Genomic DNA, 19002 nt, shown 5'->3' on the forward strand with positions numbered 1-19002 from the left:
TTTGAAATATTATTAGATTAATGTGTAAAATTCTTATTTGACGTAACAACTGAAAAAACGAACAATTTGTAAAGACACTGCATTATTCAAAGTTGAATTATGTGGTGTTTTTGTGTCACAATACAAATACAATGTTTATATATTGTAAAAATTACAATATATACCAGCCGGAATGCAGTTGAAAGTTTCTTCGGTTACCTGCATCTCAATATTTTTAAACAGCGAAAGTTAAGTAATTACGATTAGATTATATCTTTATCAAGTTCAACCTTGCAGGTTTCACAAAGACCACAGGGGTGTAAAATTTTCCAGGGATAAGCTTTCATTTTTTACACCCCAGGGGTTCTTGGCGAACTCTTGAGTGAGCCTTTCTATAGCAAAAGAAGTACTTGTTCCTTTATATCAAACTTCTATTTAATAGTATTAAAAATATGGTATAATTTTCATTGCATAGGTCGGAGTTGTAAAATATGGTGAAGGTTTTGCTTTGTCATAATTATATGATTTAAACAGTTTCATAGACATAAATAATATATTTGGTATATTATTTATGTCTGTAATGTTAACTAGATTTCAAAAGGAGTTGTACAGTTATGCAATTTTTAATAGAAAGTTTTTATGATAACGAGAATAGACAATCTACAGAACTATCAAATTACATATTGACTATAGAGGATAATTGCTTAACTATGAAAGTATGTAATAAATTTAATGGAAATAAAAAAATGTTGAGTTATTTAGAAAATCATTTGTAGGATGGCATAATATTAGATTTAATAGAAATAAATATGTAATGGATAGTGGTATATATATAAGTATTGAATCGGATATTTTAACTCAAGATGCTGACAAATATGAAATTAAACAATATAGTATATCATTCGTACCTAGACAAATATACAATTTAGATAAATTCTTTAATTATCTAAACGAACTTAATAAAAATGGTTTCAATGGTTTCAATGAAGAACAATTAAGAATAGCAGAGCAATTTAAAATTAAAAAACAGAGAGCTAAACAATTAGAAATACAAAATTTTATTAATACGCTTAATAAAATAAAACAATTTAAAATGCAGAAGGTGGAAGCTGAACGACAACTTAAAATACAACAATTGGAAGCCAAACAAAGAGAAGAAGAAAGAATAAAAGCTGAAGAAGAAAGAATAAAGGCTATAGAAATTGAAAAATAATTATCTGTATGAAAATGTTAAGATGGACTTTCCAACATTATATATAATTACTGTAGATTATTCTATTAATGGACATAATTATAAATTGTATCAGATTGATAAGATGGTTGAATTTATGCATAGAAAAATTTCAAATTCAAGTAAGGAGTGTGCTAAATTACTTACTTGGATTGAAATTTGTGATGTAGCAATGACATACTATTCTAATTGCTTTTATGAATTATATGGAAAACAAATTGGTAATATAGAGAATCTAAACCTTAATGATTCTATATTTAAGTACATTCATTCAGATATTCTTTATGACGAAGAAGAAATACGTGATATGTTTGTGTATTTCCTTATGTTATTAAATAAATTTGAAAAAATGGATTTTAATAAAGGTTACATATATTGTAGGAAAATCTTTATGGATACTTGTGATAAATTGAAGAATGAAAGTGAATATAATAGTTTTATTAGTAGTTTGTTATTTAATAAGCAAATAGATAAGAAGATATATACTATAGATGATGTAGATTTAATGGCAGGAAGTGAATTTGAAATATTTGTAGGTGAATTATTTAAGGAAATGGGATATAAAACTATAGTCACGAAAGCCTCTGGTGATTAAGGAATTGATGTTATAGCAGAAAAAAATGGAGTAAGATATGGCATACAAGCTAAATGCTATTCTAATATTGTTTCTAATTCAGCCATTCAAGAAGTTGTGGCTGGTATATCATTTTATAAGTGTGATAAAGCTATAGTTATAACTAACAATCACTTTACAAGTTCAGCCATTGAATTAGCTAGAGCAAATGAAGTTGTTTTATGGGATAGAGAAATGTTGAAACAAAAAATTGGGGATTTATTTTCATAAACCACAATTTTAATTTTATCAAGTTCAACCTTACAGGTTTCACAAAGACCTCATGGATGTAAAATTTTCTAGAGACAAGCTTTATAATACTAATATAGAAAAAGTATTGAAATGATGGAAATCATGTAAGATAAATAATTTCCATTTTTTGCACCCCAGAGGTTCTTGGCGAACTCTTGAGTGAGCCTTGCTATAGTTCACAAAATGTTAATTATATATAAGGTTTACATTATATTGACAAAAATCATAATTGAAAATATAATTAGTTAGAAGTCTAACAAAATGATAGAGGTATGATAATGGATAAGGAAGAATTTGTAGGTAGAAAGATAAATATTTTTACCAATAGGATGAACAGAAGGATAAATAAAGAGGTTGCTAAGTATGGTATAACAGGGATTCAAGGTATGATACTTGGTTTTGTACGTCATAAGTCTGAAACAAGAGATATATTTCAAAAGGATATAGAGGAAGTTTTTGATATTAGACGTTCTTCAGTAACTAGTGTACTTCAATTGATGGAGAAAAACGGATATATTCAGAGGGTAAGTGTTTCTGAAGATGCAAGACTTAAAAAAATAATACTTACGGAAAAAGGATTGGAAGTTCAAAGAAACGTATATGATTCTATTGTTAAAATAGAACAGTCCTTAAGAGACGAGTTAAGTGATGATGAAATTTATATACTAATTCATTTAATTAATAGGCTATCTAAAAAGATTGGTGATTAAATCCGATTTTTTGCAATATTAGTTAGAATCCTAACAAGAGGAGGGAAATTATGATAAAAAAATTAGTAAGTTATGTAGCAGAATTTAAAAAAGACGCAATTTTAACTCCAATATTTGTTGCTTTAGAAGCAGTAATGGAGACAATTATTCCATTATTAATGGCATGGATTATTGATAATGGAGTAGGAAAAGGAAATATGAAATATGTATGTGTTGTTGGAGCAGCAATGCTGGCAGTAGCATTCATATCTCTTACTTGCGGTGTATTGTCAGGGAAATATTCAGCTAGTGCATCCTCTGGCTTTGCTAGAAATTTAAGAAGAGCAATGTATTATAATATACAGAATTATTCTTTTTCTAATATAGACAAGTACTCTACAGCTGGACTTATAACAAGGTTAACTACAGATGTAACAAATGTTCAAAATGCGTTTCAAATGGTAATAAGAATGTTTGTTAGGGCACCATTCATGTTGGTTTTTGCTATGGGAATGAGTTTTTATATTAATGCAAAGTTGTCTTTGGTATTTTTAGGAGCAATTGTTTTTTTAGGAATTATATTATATTTTATAATGACTAGAGTACATCCGTACTTTATGCAAGTCTTTAAAAAATATGATGATTTGAATGCAAGTGTACAGGAAAATTTAACTGCTATTCGTACAGTAAAAGCTTATGTAAGAGAAGAACATGAAATAAACAAGTTTTATAAGGCTTCTGAAACCTTATATAAATATTTTATAAGAGCTGAGAAATTAATAATAATCAATGCTCCAGCAATGCAATTTGCAGTTTATACATGTATTTTACTTTTATCCTGGCTTGGAGCGAAGATGATTGTTTCAAAGACCATGACCACTGGGGAATTAATGAGCATGTTTGCTTATACAACTAATATATTAATAAGTCTTATGATTATTTCTATGGTGTTTGTAATGGTAATTATGTCAAAAGCATCTGCTGAAAGAATTGTAGAAGTATTAGAAGAAAAAAGTGATTTACAAAGCCCAGAAAATCCAATTTGTGAAGTAAAGGATGGAGCTATAACATTTAAAAATGTTAATTTTTCATATAGTAAAAGTTTAGACAAGTGTGTTTTAGAGGATGTAAATATAAAGATTAATTCAGGTGAAACTATAGGAATTATTGGGGGAACAGGTAGTGCTAAATCTACTTTGGTTCAACTTATTCCAAGACTGTATGATACCACAAGTGGAAGTGTTGAAGTTGGAGGAATAGATGTTAAAAACTATGATATAGAAACTCTTAGAGATGAAGTTTCAATGGTACTCCAGAAAAATGTATTATTTTCTGGAACAATAAAGGAAAATTTAAGATGGGGAAATAAGAATGCTTCAGATGAAGAGCTAATTGCTGCATGTAAACAAGCTCAAGCTGATGAATTTATAGAAAACTTCCCCGATAAATATGATACTTTCATTGAACAAGGTGGAAGCAATGTATCTGGAGGACAAAAACAAAGATTATGTATTGCAAGAGCACTTCTTAAAAAACCTAAGATATTAATTTTAGATGATTCGACCAGTGCTGTAGATACTAAAACTGATGCACTTATTAGAAAGGCATTTAAAGAGACAATACCAGATACTACAAAGATTATTATTGCACAGCGTATTTCATCAGTACAGGATGCAGATAGAATAATTGTATTGAATGATGGAAAAATTGATGGATTTGGAACTCACGATGAGCTTTTAAAATCAAATAATATATATATCGAAGTTTATGAATCTCAAGTGAAAGGAGCTGATAATAATGAGTCAAAATAGGAATGTTAAACCTAGAGCTATGCATGGTGCAGGTGGACGTGGACATGCAAAGATGAGTAAAGATTCTTTGAAAACTTTAGGCAGATTATTATCTTATGTACTTAAGGAATATAAATTTTTATTCTTTATGGTAGTGGTAACTATTATTATAAGTTCTCTTGCCAATGTTATTGGTACACTATTTATAAGAAACCTGATAGATGAATATATAACACCGCTTTTAAAGAAGTCTGGGGGAGCTGATTTTGGACCGTTACTTAAAATGATAGTCACTATGGCAGTAATCTACTATGTTGGAGTTTTATCAACATATGTATACAGCCGAATGATGATTATAATTTCTCAAGGATCACTTAAAAGAATAAGAGATGATATGTTTTCTCACATGGAAACTTTAAGTATTAAATATTTTGATACACATGCTCATGGAGATTTAATGAGTCTTTATACAAATGATACAGACACATTAAGACAAATGATAAGTCAGGGTATACCCCAGTTATTATCAGCAATTATAACTGTGCTTGGTGTATTTGTTTCTATGATATTCTTGAGTTTACCATTAACAGGTATTGAAGTTTTAATTATAATTTTAATGATTAAGGTTACTAAATCTATTGGTTCAAAAAGTGGAAAATATTTTGGACTTCAACAAAAAGATTTAGGAGCAGTAAATGGTTATATAGAAGAAATGATGGAAGGTCAAAAGGTTGTAAAAGTCTTCTGTCATGAAGAAGAAGCAAAGGTTAATTTTGATAAGTTTAATGATATGTTATTTAACAGTGCAAATAATGCAAATAAATATGCTAATATCTTAATGCCTATTATGGGTAACATTGGATATATAAATTATGTGGCAGTTTCTATTGTTGGTTCTATTCTTGCCATTGGAGCATTCGGCGGATTTACTCTTGGAGGTCTTGCATCCTTTTTACAATTAACAAGAACCTTCAGCCAGACAATAAATCAAATGGCACAACAATTTAATTTTGTTATTATGGCTTTAGCAGGAGCTGAGCGTATATTTAAACTTCTTGATGAAGAGAAAGAAACAGATGAAGGATATGTAGGTTTAGTTAATGCTAGGGAAAATGAAAATGGAGAATTAATAGAGGTTAAAGAGCACACTGGATTATGGGCATGGAAACAACCTCATTCAGATGGAACAGTCACATATACAAAACTTTGTGGTGATGTAGTATTCGATGATGTAGATTTTGGTTATAACGATGATAAAATCATACTGCATAATATAAAACTCTATGCGAAACCAGGACAAAAGGTAGCTTTTGTAGGTGCTACAGGTGCTGGAAAAACTACTATTACTAATTTAATCAATCGGTTTTATCAAATTCAAGATGGAAAAATAAGATATGATGGTATCAATATCAATAAGATTAAAATTGATGATTTAAGAAGTTCACTTGGAATAGTGCTTCAAGATACCCACCTGTTTACTGGAACAGTTGCGGATAACATTAGGTATGGAAAATTAAATGCCAGTGATGAGGAAGTTTTTGCAGCTGCTAAGCTTGCAAATGCAGATCAATTTATAAAACATTTACCAAATGGATATGAAACAATGCTTTCAGGTGATGGAGCTAACTTATCACAAGGACAAAGACAGTTATTGGCTATTGCTAGAGCTGCTATTGCTGATCCTCCAGTTTTAATACTCGATGAAGCAACATCCAGCATAGATACGAGAACTGAAGCTATTGTACAAGATGGCATGGATAAACTGATGAAAGGAAGAACAGTATTTGTGATTGCACATAGACTTTCTACAGTTAAGAATTCAGATGTTATTATGGTATTAGATCAAGGATGTATTATTGAACGTGGAAATCATGATGAACTAATAAAACAAAGAGGTAGTTACTACCAGCTTTATACAGGAGCTTTTGAATTATCATAACTTTGGCAGAAAAAGTAAGTAAGCACTAGTTTTTATTTTTGGTGCTTACTTTTTTTATTAAAACAGTATATTTCAAAATTATAAGTTATTTCAATGTTTCTTCTGATACAATTAAATTTACAGAATTCTTTTCAATAAATTCTACATATTCATCTGGTGGAATCTTGTCTGTTATTAAATAATCAATATCACTTAAGTTACAATAGGTTACTAAAGAACAAACATTAAATTTTGAATAGTCAGCAAGTACAAATACTTTAGAGCTTTTTTTAACAGCAGTTTTTTTTATTTCACCTTCAAGAGGAGAACAATTTGTAATTCCATTGGTTAAAGATATACCTGTAGTTGCCATAAACGCTTTATTTATATTGTACTTTTTAAGCAGATTTAATGAGTCTATGCCTGCAAAAGAATTTGTTTTTCTAACTAAAGTTCCTCCGGTTGAAATTATATTTAAGTTATCATATTTAATACAATTTGTGATAAAGTTTAGGTTATTAGTTATTATGGTAAGGTTATTTTTATCCTTTAGAAAATCTGCCATATTTAAAGTAGTAGTACCAGAATCTACAAATACTATATCTCCATCATTAATGAAATCACAAGCGGTTTTAGCTATTAGATTTTTGGGGTAACTGTTTTTTATTTGCCTTTCATCAAAGGGAACTAGTGAATAAGAGTTAACAGCAACTCCTCCATAAACTTTTTTAATACGCCCTCTTTCAACTAATTCTTGTATATCTCTCCTAATAGTATTTTTTGATACATTAAAAATGTCAGTTAGGTTATCTAAAGTTACAATGTTGTTGTTTAATACATATTCTTCTATTTGATTTATTCTTTTGGTTTTCATAAGAGCCTCCTTTTACAAATATTATGTTTCTATATTTTAGGCATCTGAAAGAAAATAACAAGTTCAATATGTGACGGATATTTTTGTAAGACAAGGAGACAGGTTCCGCAGAAGCTTAATCTATCTAATGGTTCTGTGGATACAGTATTACAAAAAATGGATTAGTATATCAACTTGTTATTTTTTTGAAGATGCCTTAGCTAGTTATTAGGAATTATCTTAAGTTATACATATAATTATATATATAATTTGATAAAAGTAAACAACTTATAAGCATGTATTAGTTATAAGTTGATCATAAATTAATCAGATATGTGCAAATTACACAGAAATATACAAAAAAATGGTTCAAATAGTAAAAAGTATTGACTAAAATATGTAACAATGATAATATGTAACCAAAAGATAACCAAAAAATAACCAAAAACAATAAAGAAATAAAAAAAGTATAACAAGTTTCACAAAAATTGTACATAGGAAGGTGAAAAAATGAGTAATTTATTTTTAATGCCAAAGTATATTTTTACAGGTAAAAATGCTTTAAATAAAGCAAGCGATAGTATAAAACTACTTGGCAACAAAGCGCTTATAATAACAGATGATATTATGGTCAAGTTAGGAAGCGTAGAGAATGTTACAAATTTATTAGACAGAATTAATGTTAAATATTCTATATATCATGAAGTTAATGGAGAACCTACTGATGCCATGGTTAATAGTGGAATTGAAAGATATAAAAGCGAAAATTGTGATTTTTTAATAGCTCTAGGAGGAGGAAGTCCTATTGATACAATGAAAGCTATAGGAGCTATGATAACTAATCCGGGAACTATAAATGATTACCTAGGAAAAATAATAGAAAAGCAAACCCCACCTCTTGTAGCAATACCAACAACTGCTGGAACAGGATCTGAAGCAACTCAGTTTACTATAATAACAGATACTAAAAGAGATATAAAAATGCTTCTAAAAGGACCAAATTTAATTCCAACTATTGCTGTTGTAGATCCTGTTTTTACAATGACTTCTCCTAAAGGTGTAACATCTGCAACTGGATTGGATGCATTAACTCATGCTATTGAATCATACACATCAAGACTTGCACAACCGATGTCTGAAATATTCTCTGTTTCTGCTGTAAAGAAAATATTTGATAATTTACTTAAAGCTTATAATAATGGCTCTAATGTTGAAGCAAGAACAGAGATGTCCATAGCAGCACTTCAGGCTGGAATAGCATTTAATAATTCTTCAGTTACTATAGTTCATGGAATGAGTAGACCAATAGGTGCTCTTTTTCACGTACCACATGGCTTGTCTAATGCAATGCTTCTCACAAGTTGTTTAAAATTTGCTTTAAAAGATGCAGCTGATAAGTTTTGTGATTTAGCAAAAGCTGTTGATATGTATAAAGATGGTATGAGTGATATGGAAGCTGGACAAGAATTTATAAATAAAGTGGAAAAATTATGTTCTGATTTACATGTACAGACTTTAGAGGAATTTGGAGTGGATAAAACTAAATTCTTTGACAACTTAGATAAGATGGCAGAAGATGCATTAGATAGTGGAAGTCCTCAGAATACAATAAGAAAAGTAAACAAGGAAGACATAATAAATATATATAAAGGACTTTGGAAGTAGGTGAAATTGTGCCAATAGCAAATTTAAAAGATTTATTAACAGAAGCAAAGAAAGGTAATTATGCAGTAGGAGCTTTTAGTATTGCAAATATGGAAATGATAATGGGAGCAATAAAGGCTGCAGAAGAACTAAATGCACCTATTATACTTCAAATTGCACAGGTAAGATTAAAACATTCACCACTACAATTAATAGGCCCTATAATGATGTCAGCAGCGAAAAATGCTAAGGTACCCGTGGCAGTACATTTAGATCATGGCGTTACAATGGAATGTGTAAACGAAGCTCTTAAATTAGGATTTACTTCTGTAATGATAGACGGATCCAAATATTCGTTAGAAGAAAATATAGATTTAACAAAGAAAGTTAAAAAAGAAGCAGAAAAGTATGGAGCATCTGTGGAGGCCGAAATCGGAAGAGTTGGTGGAAGTGAAGATGGTTCTGAAGATATATCTGCTTTGTATACAGATACACAGGATGCAAAGAAATTTTATGAAGAAACAGGGGTAAATGCATTAGCTATAGGTATTGGAAATGCACATGGAGTATATAAGGGAACACCTAATTTGAATTTTAGTGTACTTCAGGATGTTAGTAAAAATGTAAACGTTCCTTTAGTATTGCATGGTGGATCAGGCATAAGCGATGAAGATTTTAGAAAATGCGTGTCTCTTGGAATGAGAAAAGTAAATATAGCAACTGCTACATTTATGTCTGTTGCTGAAAATGTAAAAAAGCTTTGTGAATCTAATAATGTGGATTATTTTAAATTACATGAGGCAGAAATAGAGGGTGCATATTTAAATGTAAAAAGGCATATTAAAATATTTGGTACCGAAAACAAGGCATAAGGAGGAGAAAAATGAAGTATATTGAGTTTGATAATAGTAGAAAATTTGATGTAATACCACTGGGAAGGGCAGCTATAGATTTTAATCCTGTAGATGTAAATATGACACTAGCAGAAAGTGGAACTTTTAAAAAATATTTAGGAGGTTCTCCAGCTAATGTAGCAGTTGGACTTGCTAGATTAGGAAAAAAGGTAGGATTTATAGGAAAAATATCAAATGATAGATTCGGAGATTTTATAATTAATTACTTTAAAAAAGAAGGTATAGATACATCAAATATTTATAGAGCTAAAAATGGTGAATCTTTAGGACTTACATTCACAGAAATATTAAGTCCTACAGAAAGTAGTATATTGATGTATAGAAATAGTATTGCAGATTTAAGTTTAAATGTAGATGAAATTGACGAGGAGTACATAAAAAATGCAAAGGCAATTTCAATATCAGGAACAGCATTAGCTCAAAGTCCATCAAGAGAAGCTGCTTTAAAAGCTTTGGAATATGCAAAAAAGCATAATACAATAGTTATTTTTGATATAGATTACAGAGAATACAATTGGAATAATAAAGATGAGATAGCAATTTATTATTCTATAGTTGGAAAGAGCAGTGATCTTGTAATAGGATCAAAGGAAGAATTTGATCTTATGGAAGGATTAATGACAAAAAGTAGTAGCGATGAAGAAACTGCTAAAAGATGGATTGGATATGGAAACAAAATTGTAGTTATAAAGCATGGTAAAGAAGGTTCAACAGCTTATACAAATGATGGTAAGAGCTATAATATTAAACCATTCCCAGTAAAACTTTTAAAATCATTTGGTGGTGGAGATGCATATGGTTCAGCATTTATATATGCTCTTTTAGAAGGATGGGATATAATGGATGCACTTGAATTTGGAAGTGCTTCTGCAGCAATGTTGGTTGCAAGTCATAGTTGTTCAGATGCAATGCCAACTGTTGATGCAATAAAGGAATTTATAAAAAAGGAAAAAGCCGAGTATGGTGAAATGGTAGCAAGAGTATAGGAGGAATATATATGAGTATGAGCGAGTTCGGTAATTTAGGTTCTTTAAAGTACGGAGTTAATAAAATATGCAATATAGATGGTGCATACAAAGAAATGCTTATGGACGTTTCTGTGAATAAGCTTAAAAAAGATACAGAGGAATGTTATGAAGAAAATGGAAAGGAAATAGCTATCCTTCTTTTAACAGGAAAAATTGAAATAAGTTGGCTTGGTAACAAAAAAGTTATGGAAAGACATTCTGTATTTGATGAAGATCCATGGTGCCTTCATGTTCCACATGGTGTAAAAGTAACAATAAAGGCAGAAGAGGAAAGTGAGCTAATATTCCAAGGCACAGAAAATAAAAATGATTTTGAAGCAAAATTTTATACTCCAAAAGATTGTCAAAGTGACATATTCGGAAAAGGTGTATGGAATGATACAGCAAGAAGAGTAGTTAGAACAGTATTTGATTACCACAATGCACCTTATTCTAACATGGTAATGGGAGAAGTAATAACTTATCCTGGTAAGTGGTCAAGTTACCCACCACATTATCATCCACAACCTGAAGTTTATTACTACAAATTTAATAAGCCTCAAGGATTAGGATTTTGCCTTACAGGAGATGATGCACATAAAATATCAGACAATAGTTTTGTAGCTATACATGGGGGAGATGTTCATCCACAAACATCAGCACCTGGATATGCTATGTATTATTGCTGGATGATAAGACATCTTAAGGATAATCCGTGGACTGACAGGATAGATATAGATGAACACAAGTGGTTATGGAATAAGAATGTAAAAATATGGCCTGAAAAATAATAAGCCTAAAATAAGAAGGAGGTTTAAAATGAATACAATTAGATTGACTACAGCTCAAGCATTGATTAAGTTTTTAAATAGCCAATATATAAAGTTTGATGGCAAAGAAAGCAAATTTGTAGAAGGAATATTCACAATATTTGGTCATGGAAATGTAGTAGGACTTGGACAAGCATTACAACAAGATTCAGGACAACTTAAAGTTTTACAGGGAAAAAATGAGCAGGGAATGGCTCAAGCTGCTGTAGCATTTGCAAAGCAAAACAATAGAAAAAAGATATATGCATGTACTTCATCTATAGGACCTGGAGCAGCAAATATGATAACAGCAGCAGGAACTGCAACTGCTAATAATATACCAGTATTGTTATTACCAGGAGATACATTTGCAACAAGACAGCCAGATCCTGTGCTTCAGCAGGTTGAACACATGAATAGTGCAGCTATAACTACAAACGATGCATATAAAGCTGTTTGCAAATATTGGGATAGAGTAACTAGACCAGAGCAACTTATGAGTGCCATGATAAATGCTATGAGAGTACTTACAAGTTTGGATGACACAGGTGCAGTATGTATTGCATTGCCTCAAGACGTTCAAGGAGAAGCTTATGATTTTCCAGAATATTTTTTCAAAAAGAGAGTACATGTAATTGGTAGAAGAAAGGCAACTGATGAAGAAATAGAAGATGCAGCTAAACTGATATCCTCCAAGAAAAAGCCATTAATTATTTGCGGCGGTGGTGTAAGATATTCTGAGGCAGGAGAAGAACTTAAAAAGTTTGCTGAAGAATTTAATATACCAGTTAGTGAAACTCAAGCAGGAAAGAGTTCAATAGAAAGTGATTTTTCACTAAATCTCGGCGGAGTTGGGGTTACTGGAAATTTGGCAGCAAATATTATAGCTGAAAATTCAGACCTTGTAATAGGGGTTGGAACAAGATTTACTGACTTTACATCAGGATCAAAGGAATTATTTAGAAATAAGGATGTTGACTTTGTTACAATAAATACTTCTATTTTTCATGCTGGCAAGATGGATGGAACAAAGGTAGTAGGAGATGCTAAAGCGAGCTTGGAACAGTTACAAGAAGCACTTGAAAAATTAGCATATAAGAGTTCATATAAAGATGAAATAGTAGAAGCTAAAGTTAAATGGGAAAATGAAGTAAAAAGATTATATAGTATTAAATATCCTGAATCAAATTTTAAGCCTGAAATAGAGGGTCAAAATGAAAAATTTCTAGAAGAATTTTATAAAATGTATAGATCAGCACTTCCACAAACTACAGTTATAGGTGAAATTAACAAATTTGTTGAAGAAGAATTAGATGGAAATTATGTGGTAGTTGGTGCAGCTGGAAGTCTTCCAGGAGATTTGCAAAGGTTATGGAAATCAAGCAAAAAATATAGCTACCATATGGAATATGGTTACTCTTGCATGGGATATGAGATAGCTGGAGCTTTAGGGGCAAAACTTGCAAAGCCAGATAAAGAAGTATATGCCATGGTTGGAGATGGAAGTTATTTGATGCTGCATTCAGAGCTTGTAACATCAATTCAAGAGAGAAAGAAAATAAATGTACTTTTATTTGATAACTGTGGTTTTGGGTGCATAAATAATTTACAGATGTCTAATGGAATGGATAGCTTTGGCACAGAATTTAGATTTAGAAATGAAGATGGATCTAGATTGAATGCAGACTATGTTCCTATAGATTTTGCAAAGTGTGCAGAAGGTTATGGTGTTAAAACATATAAGGTAAAAACTATTGATGAATTAAAGAACGCATTGAAAGATGCTAAGAATCAAAGTATATCAACTTTAATAGATATAAAAGTTTTACCTAAAACTATGACAAATGGATATAAGTCTTGGTGGCATGTTGGTGTAGCTGAAGTTTCCGATAAAAAATCAATACAGGAAGCCTATAGTCAAAAACAAGGTTTTTTGGAGAATGCAAGAAAATATTAAGTAAAATTAAGTGTTAGCTATATATACTGTTTTCAATATATACAAGTTATTAAAAAGCAGAATAAATAGTTGAAAATAAATAACAATTAATAAGGAGATGTTTCGTATGTTAAAGGTTGGAATTATTGGTGCAGGTAGAATAGGTAGAGTACACGGAGAAAGTATATCAAAATATGTAAAAGAAGCAGAAATTAAGGCAATAGCTGATCCGTTTTTAAATGAAGAACAAAAAAAATGGGCAAAAGAAAAAGGAATACCTTGTGCATATACAGACTATAAAAAAATATTGGAAGATCCAGAAATTGATGCTGTTTTGATTTGTTCATCAACAGACACACACTCAAAAATTTCAATTGAAGCTATACAAGCTCATAAACATGTTTTCTGTGAAAAGCCAATAGATCATGATGTTTCTAGGATAAAAGAAGTTATAGAAGAACTTAAGAAAAACCCTTCTGTTAAATATCAGGTTGGATTTAATAGAAGATATGACCATAATTTTAAAGCAGTTAGACAAGCTGTTGTTGATGGAAAAGTAGGAGAGCCTCATATACTTAAAATAACCTCAAGAGACCCTGAACCACCATCAATTGACTATGTTAAAGTATCTGGAGGAATGTTCCTTGATATGACAATACATGATTTCGATATGGTTAGATACCTTATGGATAGTGAAGTTGTTGAAGTTTATGCTGCAGGAAATGTTTTAGTTGATAAAGCTATAGGAGAAGCTGGAGATATAGATACAGCTATTATAACTTTAAAACTTGAAAATGGAGCAATGGCAGTTATAGATAATTCAAGAAAATCAGCTTATGGTTATGATCAGAGAGCAGAAGTATTTGGATCAAAAGGACAAGTTACTATAGCAAATGATTCAAATTCATCAGCAGTTGTATCAACAGAAAATGGTGTTACAGCAGAAAAGCCAATGTTCTTCTTCTTAGAGAGATATATGCAGGCTTATGCAGAAGAAATTACAGAATTTATTGATGCTATTGTAAATGATAAAAACACACCTGTAAATGCAGATGATGGATTGAAGCCTGTACTTATAGGACTTGCAGCACAAAAATCCTTAAAAGAAAATAGACCAGTTAAGATATCAGAAATAAAATTTTAGAAAGTACTTTATAGCTAGGAGGAATTATAACATGTTTAATAAAGATAAAGTAAAAATAGGAATTTGTCCTATAGGTTGGACTAATGATGATATGCCAGATTTAGGAAAAGAAAATACATTTGAACAGGCTGTAAGCGAGATGGCGTTAGCAGGCTTTAAAGGTACGGAGGTTGGAAATAAGTATCCTAAAGATGTAAAGGTTTTGAAAAAGGCCCTTGACCTTAGAGGATTGCAGATAGCTAGTGCATGGTTTAGTTCATTTTTAACAACTAAACCATTTGAAGAAACAAAAAAAGCTTTTATAGAACATAGAGATTTTTTACATGCCATGGGAGCTAAGGTGATAGTTGTATCAGAGCAAGGCCATAGTATACAAGGACAGATGGATGTTCCAATATTTGAAGGTAAATATAATATGAATGAAGATGAGTGGAAGAAGCTTGCAGATGGGCTTAATAAATTAGGTGAACTTGCAAAAGAGAAGGATATGAAGATAGTTTATCACCATCATATGGGCACAGTGGTTCAAACTACTGAAGAAATAGATAAACTTATGGACATGACAGATGATAATTTAGTTTATTTATTATTTGATACAGGACATTTAGTATATTCAGGAGAAGATCCTGTAGCTATAGCAAAAAAATATGCAAAGAGAATAAAGCATGTTCATTTAAAAGATATAAGATCAGAGAAAAAAGATAAGGTTAAGAAAGAAAAACTAAGTTTCCTTAAAGGAGTTAGAGAAGGAGCATTTACAGTCCCTGGCGATGGATGTATAGATTTTCAACCAATATTTAAGGTGCTTTCTGAAAACGATTATGAAGGGTGGATGTTAGTTGAAGCTGAGCAAGATCCAGCTATAGCCAATCCTTTTGAATATGCATTAAGAGCGAGAAAGTATATTCAAAACAAAATAAGTTTTTAAAAAGTTTAAAGAGCTGTTTTGTGTAAGTTTATAATTTGTTAGGGGATTTAGTAGTAATCTTATTTATAAAATTAAGTAAGGTACCTCCATAGATAGAATAATAAATATAAACTTGTAAGGTTATTTAAAATTTAAAGCTATCATGGCAAGATACCCTAATGAATTATAACTAAAAAACAAAAATAATGCAAATAGAATTCAAAACTTTGGAGGGGTAAATGGAAGAAGATAGAAAGAAAAAAAAGTTTTTAAGAAAAATATCAATTCTAGCTACTTTTGGATCACTTCTATTTGGGTATGATAGTGGGGTAATTAATGGTGCACTTAGTTTTATATCTAGGAAGGACCAGCTTAATCTCACGCCTTTAACTGAAGGTTTTGTTACAAGTTCTTTACTACTAGGAGCAGCTTTAGGAGCTGTAGTTATGGGACGCTTTTCTGATAAATATGGAAGAAAGAAAATTTTAAAGATACTTGCAGCGATTTTTTTTGTTTCAACTATAGGATGTGCAGTATCTCCTACTGCATCAATTATTATTGTATGTAGATTTATAGTTGGATTAGGGGTTGGAGGAGTATCAGTAGTTGTACCAACATTACTTGCAGAAATGGCACCTACTGAAATAAGAGGAAGTATTGTTTCTCAAGATCAATTGATGATTGTTACAGGACAGCTTTTAGCTTATGTATTTAACGGCATCCTAGGTAATATTTGCTCAAATCCAGGTGTTTGGCGTTATATGATAGCGTTATCATCAATTCCAGCAGTAGTTTTATGGTTTGGTATGTTAGTAGTTCCTGAAACTCCAAGGTGGTTAGCAGCAAACGGAAAAGTTGCTGAGGCACTAAAAGTTTTGAGAGAAGTACGTAGTGATGAAGAGGCGGAAGTAGAAATTAAAGAAATCCAAAATAATATTGAAGCTGAAAAACATTTAGATCGTGCTACTTTTAAGGACTTAGGAACTCCATGGATACGTCGAATTGTATTCATTGGATGCATAATTGCAATTATTCAACAATTTGCAGGAGTAAATGTAATGATGTATTATGGTACAACCTTGTTAGAAAAGGCTGGTTTTGGAACCAAGACAGCATTAATTGCTAATATAGGCAATGGAATAATGTCTGTTATTTCTTCATGGTTTTATATGTCGGTGATGGCAAACAGGTGCAATAGAAGAACACTGCTAATACTTGGATATGGTGGGACTACTTTAATTTGGATTGTTATAGCAATAGTTTCACATGTGTTTATAGGTTCAGCTATATTACCTTATATGATAATTACATTGACTATGATGTTTCTTGCTATTGATCAAGCTACTATAGGACCATTAACATGGCTTTTGTTATCAGAGATTTTCCCACTTAGAGTAAGAGGAATTGGTTTTGGTGTTGCAACTTTCTTTAATTGGATAGGTAATTTCTCTGTAGGTCTAACTTTTCCTATATTAATAGCAATCTTTGGACTTTCTAAAACATTTGTAATATTCATAGTACTTGGATTTGTATGTGTAGGATGTGTAATTAAATTTGTGCCTGAAACTAGAGGAAAATCATTGGAGGAAATGGAGAAATACTTTAGAAATTATGAGTCGGTTGAATTATAAAAAAGCCTTTAAATAATTAAAATTATATAATTTTAATGCCTATTGTTTAGTACTAAGAAAAAATATAATATAAAAAGCTTTATATGTCAACTATTTGAATAATGATATGAATTTTATATAAATAGAGCTGTAATAATTAAAAATAAAAATTAGGTTTAAACAAGATTATAAGCCTAATAGGGTAAAAAATCTTCAAATGGTATTAAAGTAAATCAGTCATAATATTTATTAGAACTTAAAATAATTTTTTTACAAATGTTGTGACTAACATTAATAAGGAGGGTTTAATTGTGAATATATTTAGATGGTTTTTAACTGGGGAGGAGAAACCACGAATTATGGATCAATCTCTTGTAAAAAGTATGTTTAAACGTGCTAGAATACAGGGAGTAGCAGCTATGATTATTGGCTATGGGATGTATTATGTTATGAGATTAACATTAGGTATTGTAAAACAACCAATGCTTAAAGAAGGATTTACTCCTATGCAGCTTGGGTCAATTGGTGCTGGCATGACAATTGCAATTGCATTTGGAAAATGTTTGAATGGATTCCTTGCAGACAGATGTAACATTAAAAAGATTGTTCCATTAGGATTACTCGGTGCAGCAGTAGTTAATTTTATTTTAGGATTTTCGCATAGTTATTGGGTTTTCTTAGTCTTATGGTTTATAAATGGGTGCTTTCAATCAATGGGGTCAGCTCCATGTATTGTATCTTTGTCACAATGGTTTTCGAAGAGTAAGTTAGCTACATACTATGGAGTTTTTAGTATTGCACACTATATTGGTGAAGCAACAACTTATATTGGTTCAGCTCTTATAGTAGCTGCGTTTGGATGGCATTCAGCATTTTATGTTCCTGGAGTTATGTGTATTTTCTTAGCAGCTATTATGTATAAATGCATGTACGACAGACCACAAGCGTATGGATTGCCTTCTGCAAATGAATTTGAAGGTGAAGTAGAAGTTGCTAAAAAGGAAAAAGAGAAATCTACAAAAGAAGCACAATTGGAAGCAATAAAAAATCCTTATGTTTGGATAGTAGCATTGAGTGCAATTTGTTTAGGAATTGTGAGATATTCTGTTAATAGTTGGGGAGTTGTATTTTTACAAGAACAAAAAGGATATAGTTTGGTTGCGGCAGGAAGTATAATTGCAATATGTCCAATAATGGGTGGAATAGGCTCATTTTTATCAGGGATTATATCAGATAAAGTTTTTAAATCTCGCCATTCTGTAACAACAATCGTTTTTGGAATAGTAATGTTAATAGGCATAATTGGTTTTTGCTATGCACCTGCAGGAAGTCGTATGCTTAATATGATTTTTATAGCTATATATGGATTTGGGTTAGGTGTTAATTTATGTTTCATAGGTGGAATGCTTGCTGTAGATTTTTGTTCTCAGAAAGCTACAGGTGCAGCAATGGGAATAGTTGGCTTACTTGCTTATTTTGGTGCAACAGCACAAGAATTTGTTAATGCTAAATTAATGTCTATCAGTAAACTTGTTGTAGATGGTAAGACTATTTATAATTTTCATAATATTGAGATATTTTGGATTGCTTCAGTTATAATAATGACAGTAGTTATAGTTCCAACATTATGGGGTAAAAAGGTAAATAAGAAAGAAGAAAATCAAGTTGAAGCATAGTTAAAATTTGAATAAAAATGGGTTGTTGCA

17 protein-coding genes are annotated in these 19002 nt (G+C 30.9%); 16 read left to right on the forward strand and 1 reads right to left on the reverse strand.

What is annotated here, in order from left to right; all coding sequences use genetic code 11:
• Positions 1-593: 593 nt before the first annotated feature.
• From HBE96_RS16140 to HBE96_RS16170, 7 genes are all read left to right on the forward strand, one after another.
• Positions 594-755 (forward strand): hypothetical protein, encoded by a 162-nt coding sequence (locus HBE96_RS16140; RefSeq protein WP_169298762.1) that lies wholly within the window; start codon positions 594-596, stop codon positions 753-755.
• A gap of 38 nt (positions 756-793) precedes the next feature.
• Positions 794-1192, forward strand: coding sequence for a hypothetical protein (locus tag HBE96_RS16145; RefSeq protein ID WP_169298763.1), 399 nt, complete (start codon positions 794-796; stop codon positions 1190-1192).
• A 22-nt stretch (positions 1193-1214) separates the two neighbouring features.
• Positions 1215-1805, forward strand: coding sequence for a hypothetical protein (locus tag HBE96_RS16150; RefSeq protein ID WP_169298764.1), 591 nt, complete (start codon positions 1215-1217; stop codon positions 1803-1805).
• A 12-nt stretch (positions 1806-1817) separates the two neighbouring features.
• The gene (locus tag HBE96_RS16155) at positions 1818-2054 is read left to right on the forward strand and encodes a restriction endonuclease (RefSeq protein ID WP_342590196.1); all 237 of its coding nucleotides are present in this window, start codon (positions 1818-1820) and stop codon (positions 2052-2054) included.
• A gap of 299 nt (positions 2055-2353) precedes the next feature.
• A complete protein-coding gene (locus HBE96_RS16160) occupies positions 2354-2785 on the forward strand; it encodes a MarR family winged helix-turn-helix transcriptional regulator (RefSeq protein ID WP_169298765.1) in 432 nt (143 codons plus the stop codon).
• A gap of 50 nt (positions 2786-2835) precedes the next feature.
• Positions 2836-4575: an ABC transporter ATP-binding protein gene (locus tag HBE96_RS16165; protein WP_169298766.1), complete on the forward strand. Its 1740-nt coding sequence runs from the start codon at positions 2836-2838 to the stop codon at positions 4573-4575.
• Complete coding sequence (locus HBE96_RS16170) at positions 4562-6493, forward strand: ABC transporter ATP-binding protein (protein ID WP_169298767.1); 1932 nt, start codon at positions 4562-4564, stop codon at positions 6491-6493. Before HBE96_RS16165 ends, HBE96_RS16170 begins: the two co-directional genes overlap by 14 nt.
• Before the next feature lie 85 nt (positions 6494-6578).
• Here the strand turns inward: HBE96_RS16170 and HBE96_RS16175 are convergent, their stop codons facing one another.
• Positions 6579-7346: a DeoR/GlpR family DNA-binding transcription regulator gene (locus HBE96_RS16175; RefSeq protein WP_169298768.1), complete on the reverse strand. Its 768-nt coding sequence runs from the start codon at positions 7344-7346 to the stop codon at positions 6579-6581.
• Positions 7347-7835: 489 nt separating this feature from the next.
• Here HBE96_RS16175 and HBE96_RS16180 point away from each other — a divergent pair, with 489 nt between their 5' ends.
• The 9 genes from HBE96_RS16180 (at position 7836) to HBE96_RS16220 (ending at position 18972) form a co-directional block, all read left to right on the forward strand.
• Complete coding sequence (locus HBE96_RS16180; protein ID WP_169298769.1) at positions 7836-8990, forward strand: iron-containing alcohol dehydrogenase; 1155 nt, start codon at positions 7836-7838, stop codon at positions 8988-8990.
• A gap of 8 nt (positions 8991-8998) precedes the next feature.
• On the forward strand, positions 8999-9841 hold the full coding sequence (locus tag HBE96_RS16185; RefSeq protein ID WP_342590193.1) for a class II fructose-bisphosphate aldolase: 843 nt from the start codon (positions 8999-9001) through the stop codon (positions 9839-9841).
• An 11-nt stretch (positions 9842-9852) separates the two neighbouring features.
• On the forward strand, positions 9853-10869 hold the full coding sequence (gene iolC, locus HBE96_RS16190; RefSeq protein ID WP_169298771.1) for a 5-dehydro-2-deoxygluconokinase: 1017 nt from the start codon (positions 9853-9855) through the stop codon (positions 10867-10869).
• An 11-nt stretch (positions 10870-10880) separates the two neighbouring features.
• Complete coding sequence (locus HBE96_RS16195) at positions 10881-11681, forward strand: 5-deoxy-glucuronate isomerase (RefSeq protein ID WP_169298772.1); 801 nt, start codon at positions 10881-10883, stop codon at positions 11679-11681.
• Between the two features lie 28 nt (positions 11682-11709).
• Positions 11710-13656 carry a 3D-(3,5/4)-trihydroxycyclohexane-1,2-dione acylhydrolase (decyclizing) gene (gene iolD, locus HBE96_RS16200; protein ID WP_169298773.1) on the forward strand — a complete coding sequence of 649 codons (1947 nt, stop codon included), beginning with the start codon at positions 11710-11712 and terminating at the stop codon, positions 13654-13656.
• A 106-nt stretch (positions 13657-13762) separates the two neighbouring features.
• Complete coding sequence (gene iolG / locus HBE96_RS16205; RefSeq protein WP_169298774.1) at positions 13763-14779, forward strand: inositol 2-dehydrogenase; 1017 nt, start codon at positions 13763-13765, stop codon at positions 14777-14779.
• A gap of 31 nt (positions 14780-14810) precedes the next feature.
• The gene (gene iolE / locus HBE96_RS16210; RefSeq protein ID WP_169298775.1) at positions 14811-15707 is read left to right on the forward strand and encodes a myo-inosose-2 dehydratase; all 897 of its coding nucleotides are present in this window, start codon (positions 14811-14813) and stop codon (positions 15705-15707) included.
• 218 nt (positions 15708-15925) lie between these two features.
• Positions 15926-17317 (forward strand): sugar porter family MFS transporter, encoded by a 1392-nt coding sequence (locus HBE96_RS16215; protein WP_169298776.1) that lies wholly within the window; start codon positions 15926-15928, stop codon positions 17315-17317.
• 290 nt (positions 17318-17607) lie between these two features.
• Positions 17608-18972, forward strand: a complete 1365-nt coding sequence (locus HBE96_RS16220; RefSeq protein WP_206154966.1) for an MFS transporter — start codon at positions 17608-17610, stop codon at positions 18970-18972.
• Positions 18973-19002 lie beyond the last annotated feature (30 nt).

Origin of the sequence: Clostridium muellerianum (assembly GCF_012926525.1) — a bacterium.
Taxonomy (GTDB): Bacteria; Bacillota; Clostridia; order Clostridiales; family Clostridiaceae; genus Clostridium_AM; species Clostridium_AM muellerianum.

Bases quoted from the DNA above. Each gene is read 5' to 3' on its own strand.
- HBE96_RS16140 (WP_169298762.1), top strand. From the start codon at position 594: ATGCAATTTTTAATAGAAAGTTTTTATGATAACGAGAATAGACAATCT.
- HBE96_RS16145 (WP_169298763.1), top strand. From the start codon at position 794: ATGGATAGTGGTATATATATAAGTATTGAATCGGATATTTTAACTCAA.
- HBE96_RS16150 (WP_169298764.1), top strand. From the start codon at position 1,215: ATGGACTTTCCAACATTATATATAATTACTGTAGATTATTCTATTAAT.
- HBE96_RS16160 (WP_169298765.1), top strand. From the start codon at position 2,354: ATGGATAAGGAAGAATTTGTAGGTAGAAAGATAAATATTTTTACCAAT.
- HBE96_RS16165 (WP_169298766.1), top strand. From the start codon at position 2,836: ATGATAAAAAAATTAGTAAGTTATGTAGCAGAATTTAAAAAAGACGCA.
- HBE96_RS16170 (WP_169298767.1), top strand. From the start codon at position 4,562: ATGAGTCAAAATAGGAATGTTAAACCTAGAGCTATGCATGGTGCAGGT.
- HBE96_RS16175 (WP_169298768.1), bottom strand. From the start codon at position 7,346: ATGAAAACCAAAAGAATAAATCAAATAGAAGAATATGTATTAAACAAC.
- HBE96_RS16180 (WP_169298769.1), top strand. From the start codon at position 7,836: ATGAGTAATTTATTTTTAATGCCAAAGTATATTTTTACAGGTAAAAAT.
- iolC (WP_169298771.1), top strand. From the start codon at position 9,853: ATGAAGTATATTGAGTTTGATAATAGTAGAAAATTTGATGTAATACCA.
- HBE96_RS16195 (WP_169298772.1), top strand. From the start codon at position 10,881: ATGAGTATGAGCGAGTTCGGTAATTTAGGTTCTTTAAAGTACGGAGTT.
- iolD (WP_169298773.1), top strand. From the start codon at position 11,710: ATGAATACAATTAGATTGACTACAGCTCAAGCATTGATTAAGTTTTTA.
- iolG (WP_169298774.1), top strand. From the start codon at position 13,763: ATGTTAAAGGTTGGAATTATTGGTGCAGGTAGAATAGGTAGAGTACAC.
- iolE (WP_169298775.1), top strand. From the start codon at position 14,811: ATGTTTAATAAAGATAAAGTAAAAATAGGAATTTGTCCTATAGGTTGG.
- HBE96_RS16215 (WP_169298776.1), top strand. From the start codon at position 15,926: ATGGAAGAAGATAGAAAGAAAAAAAAGTTTTTAAGAAAAATATCAATT.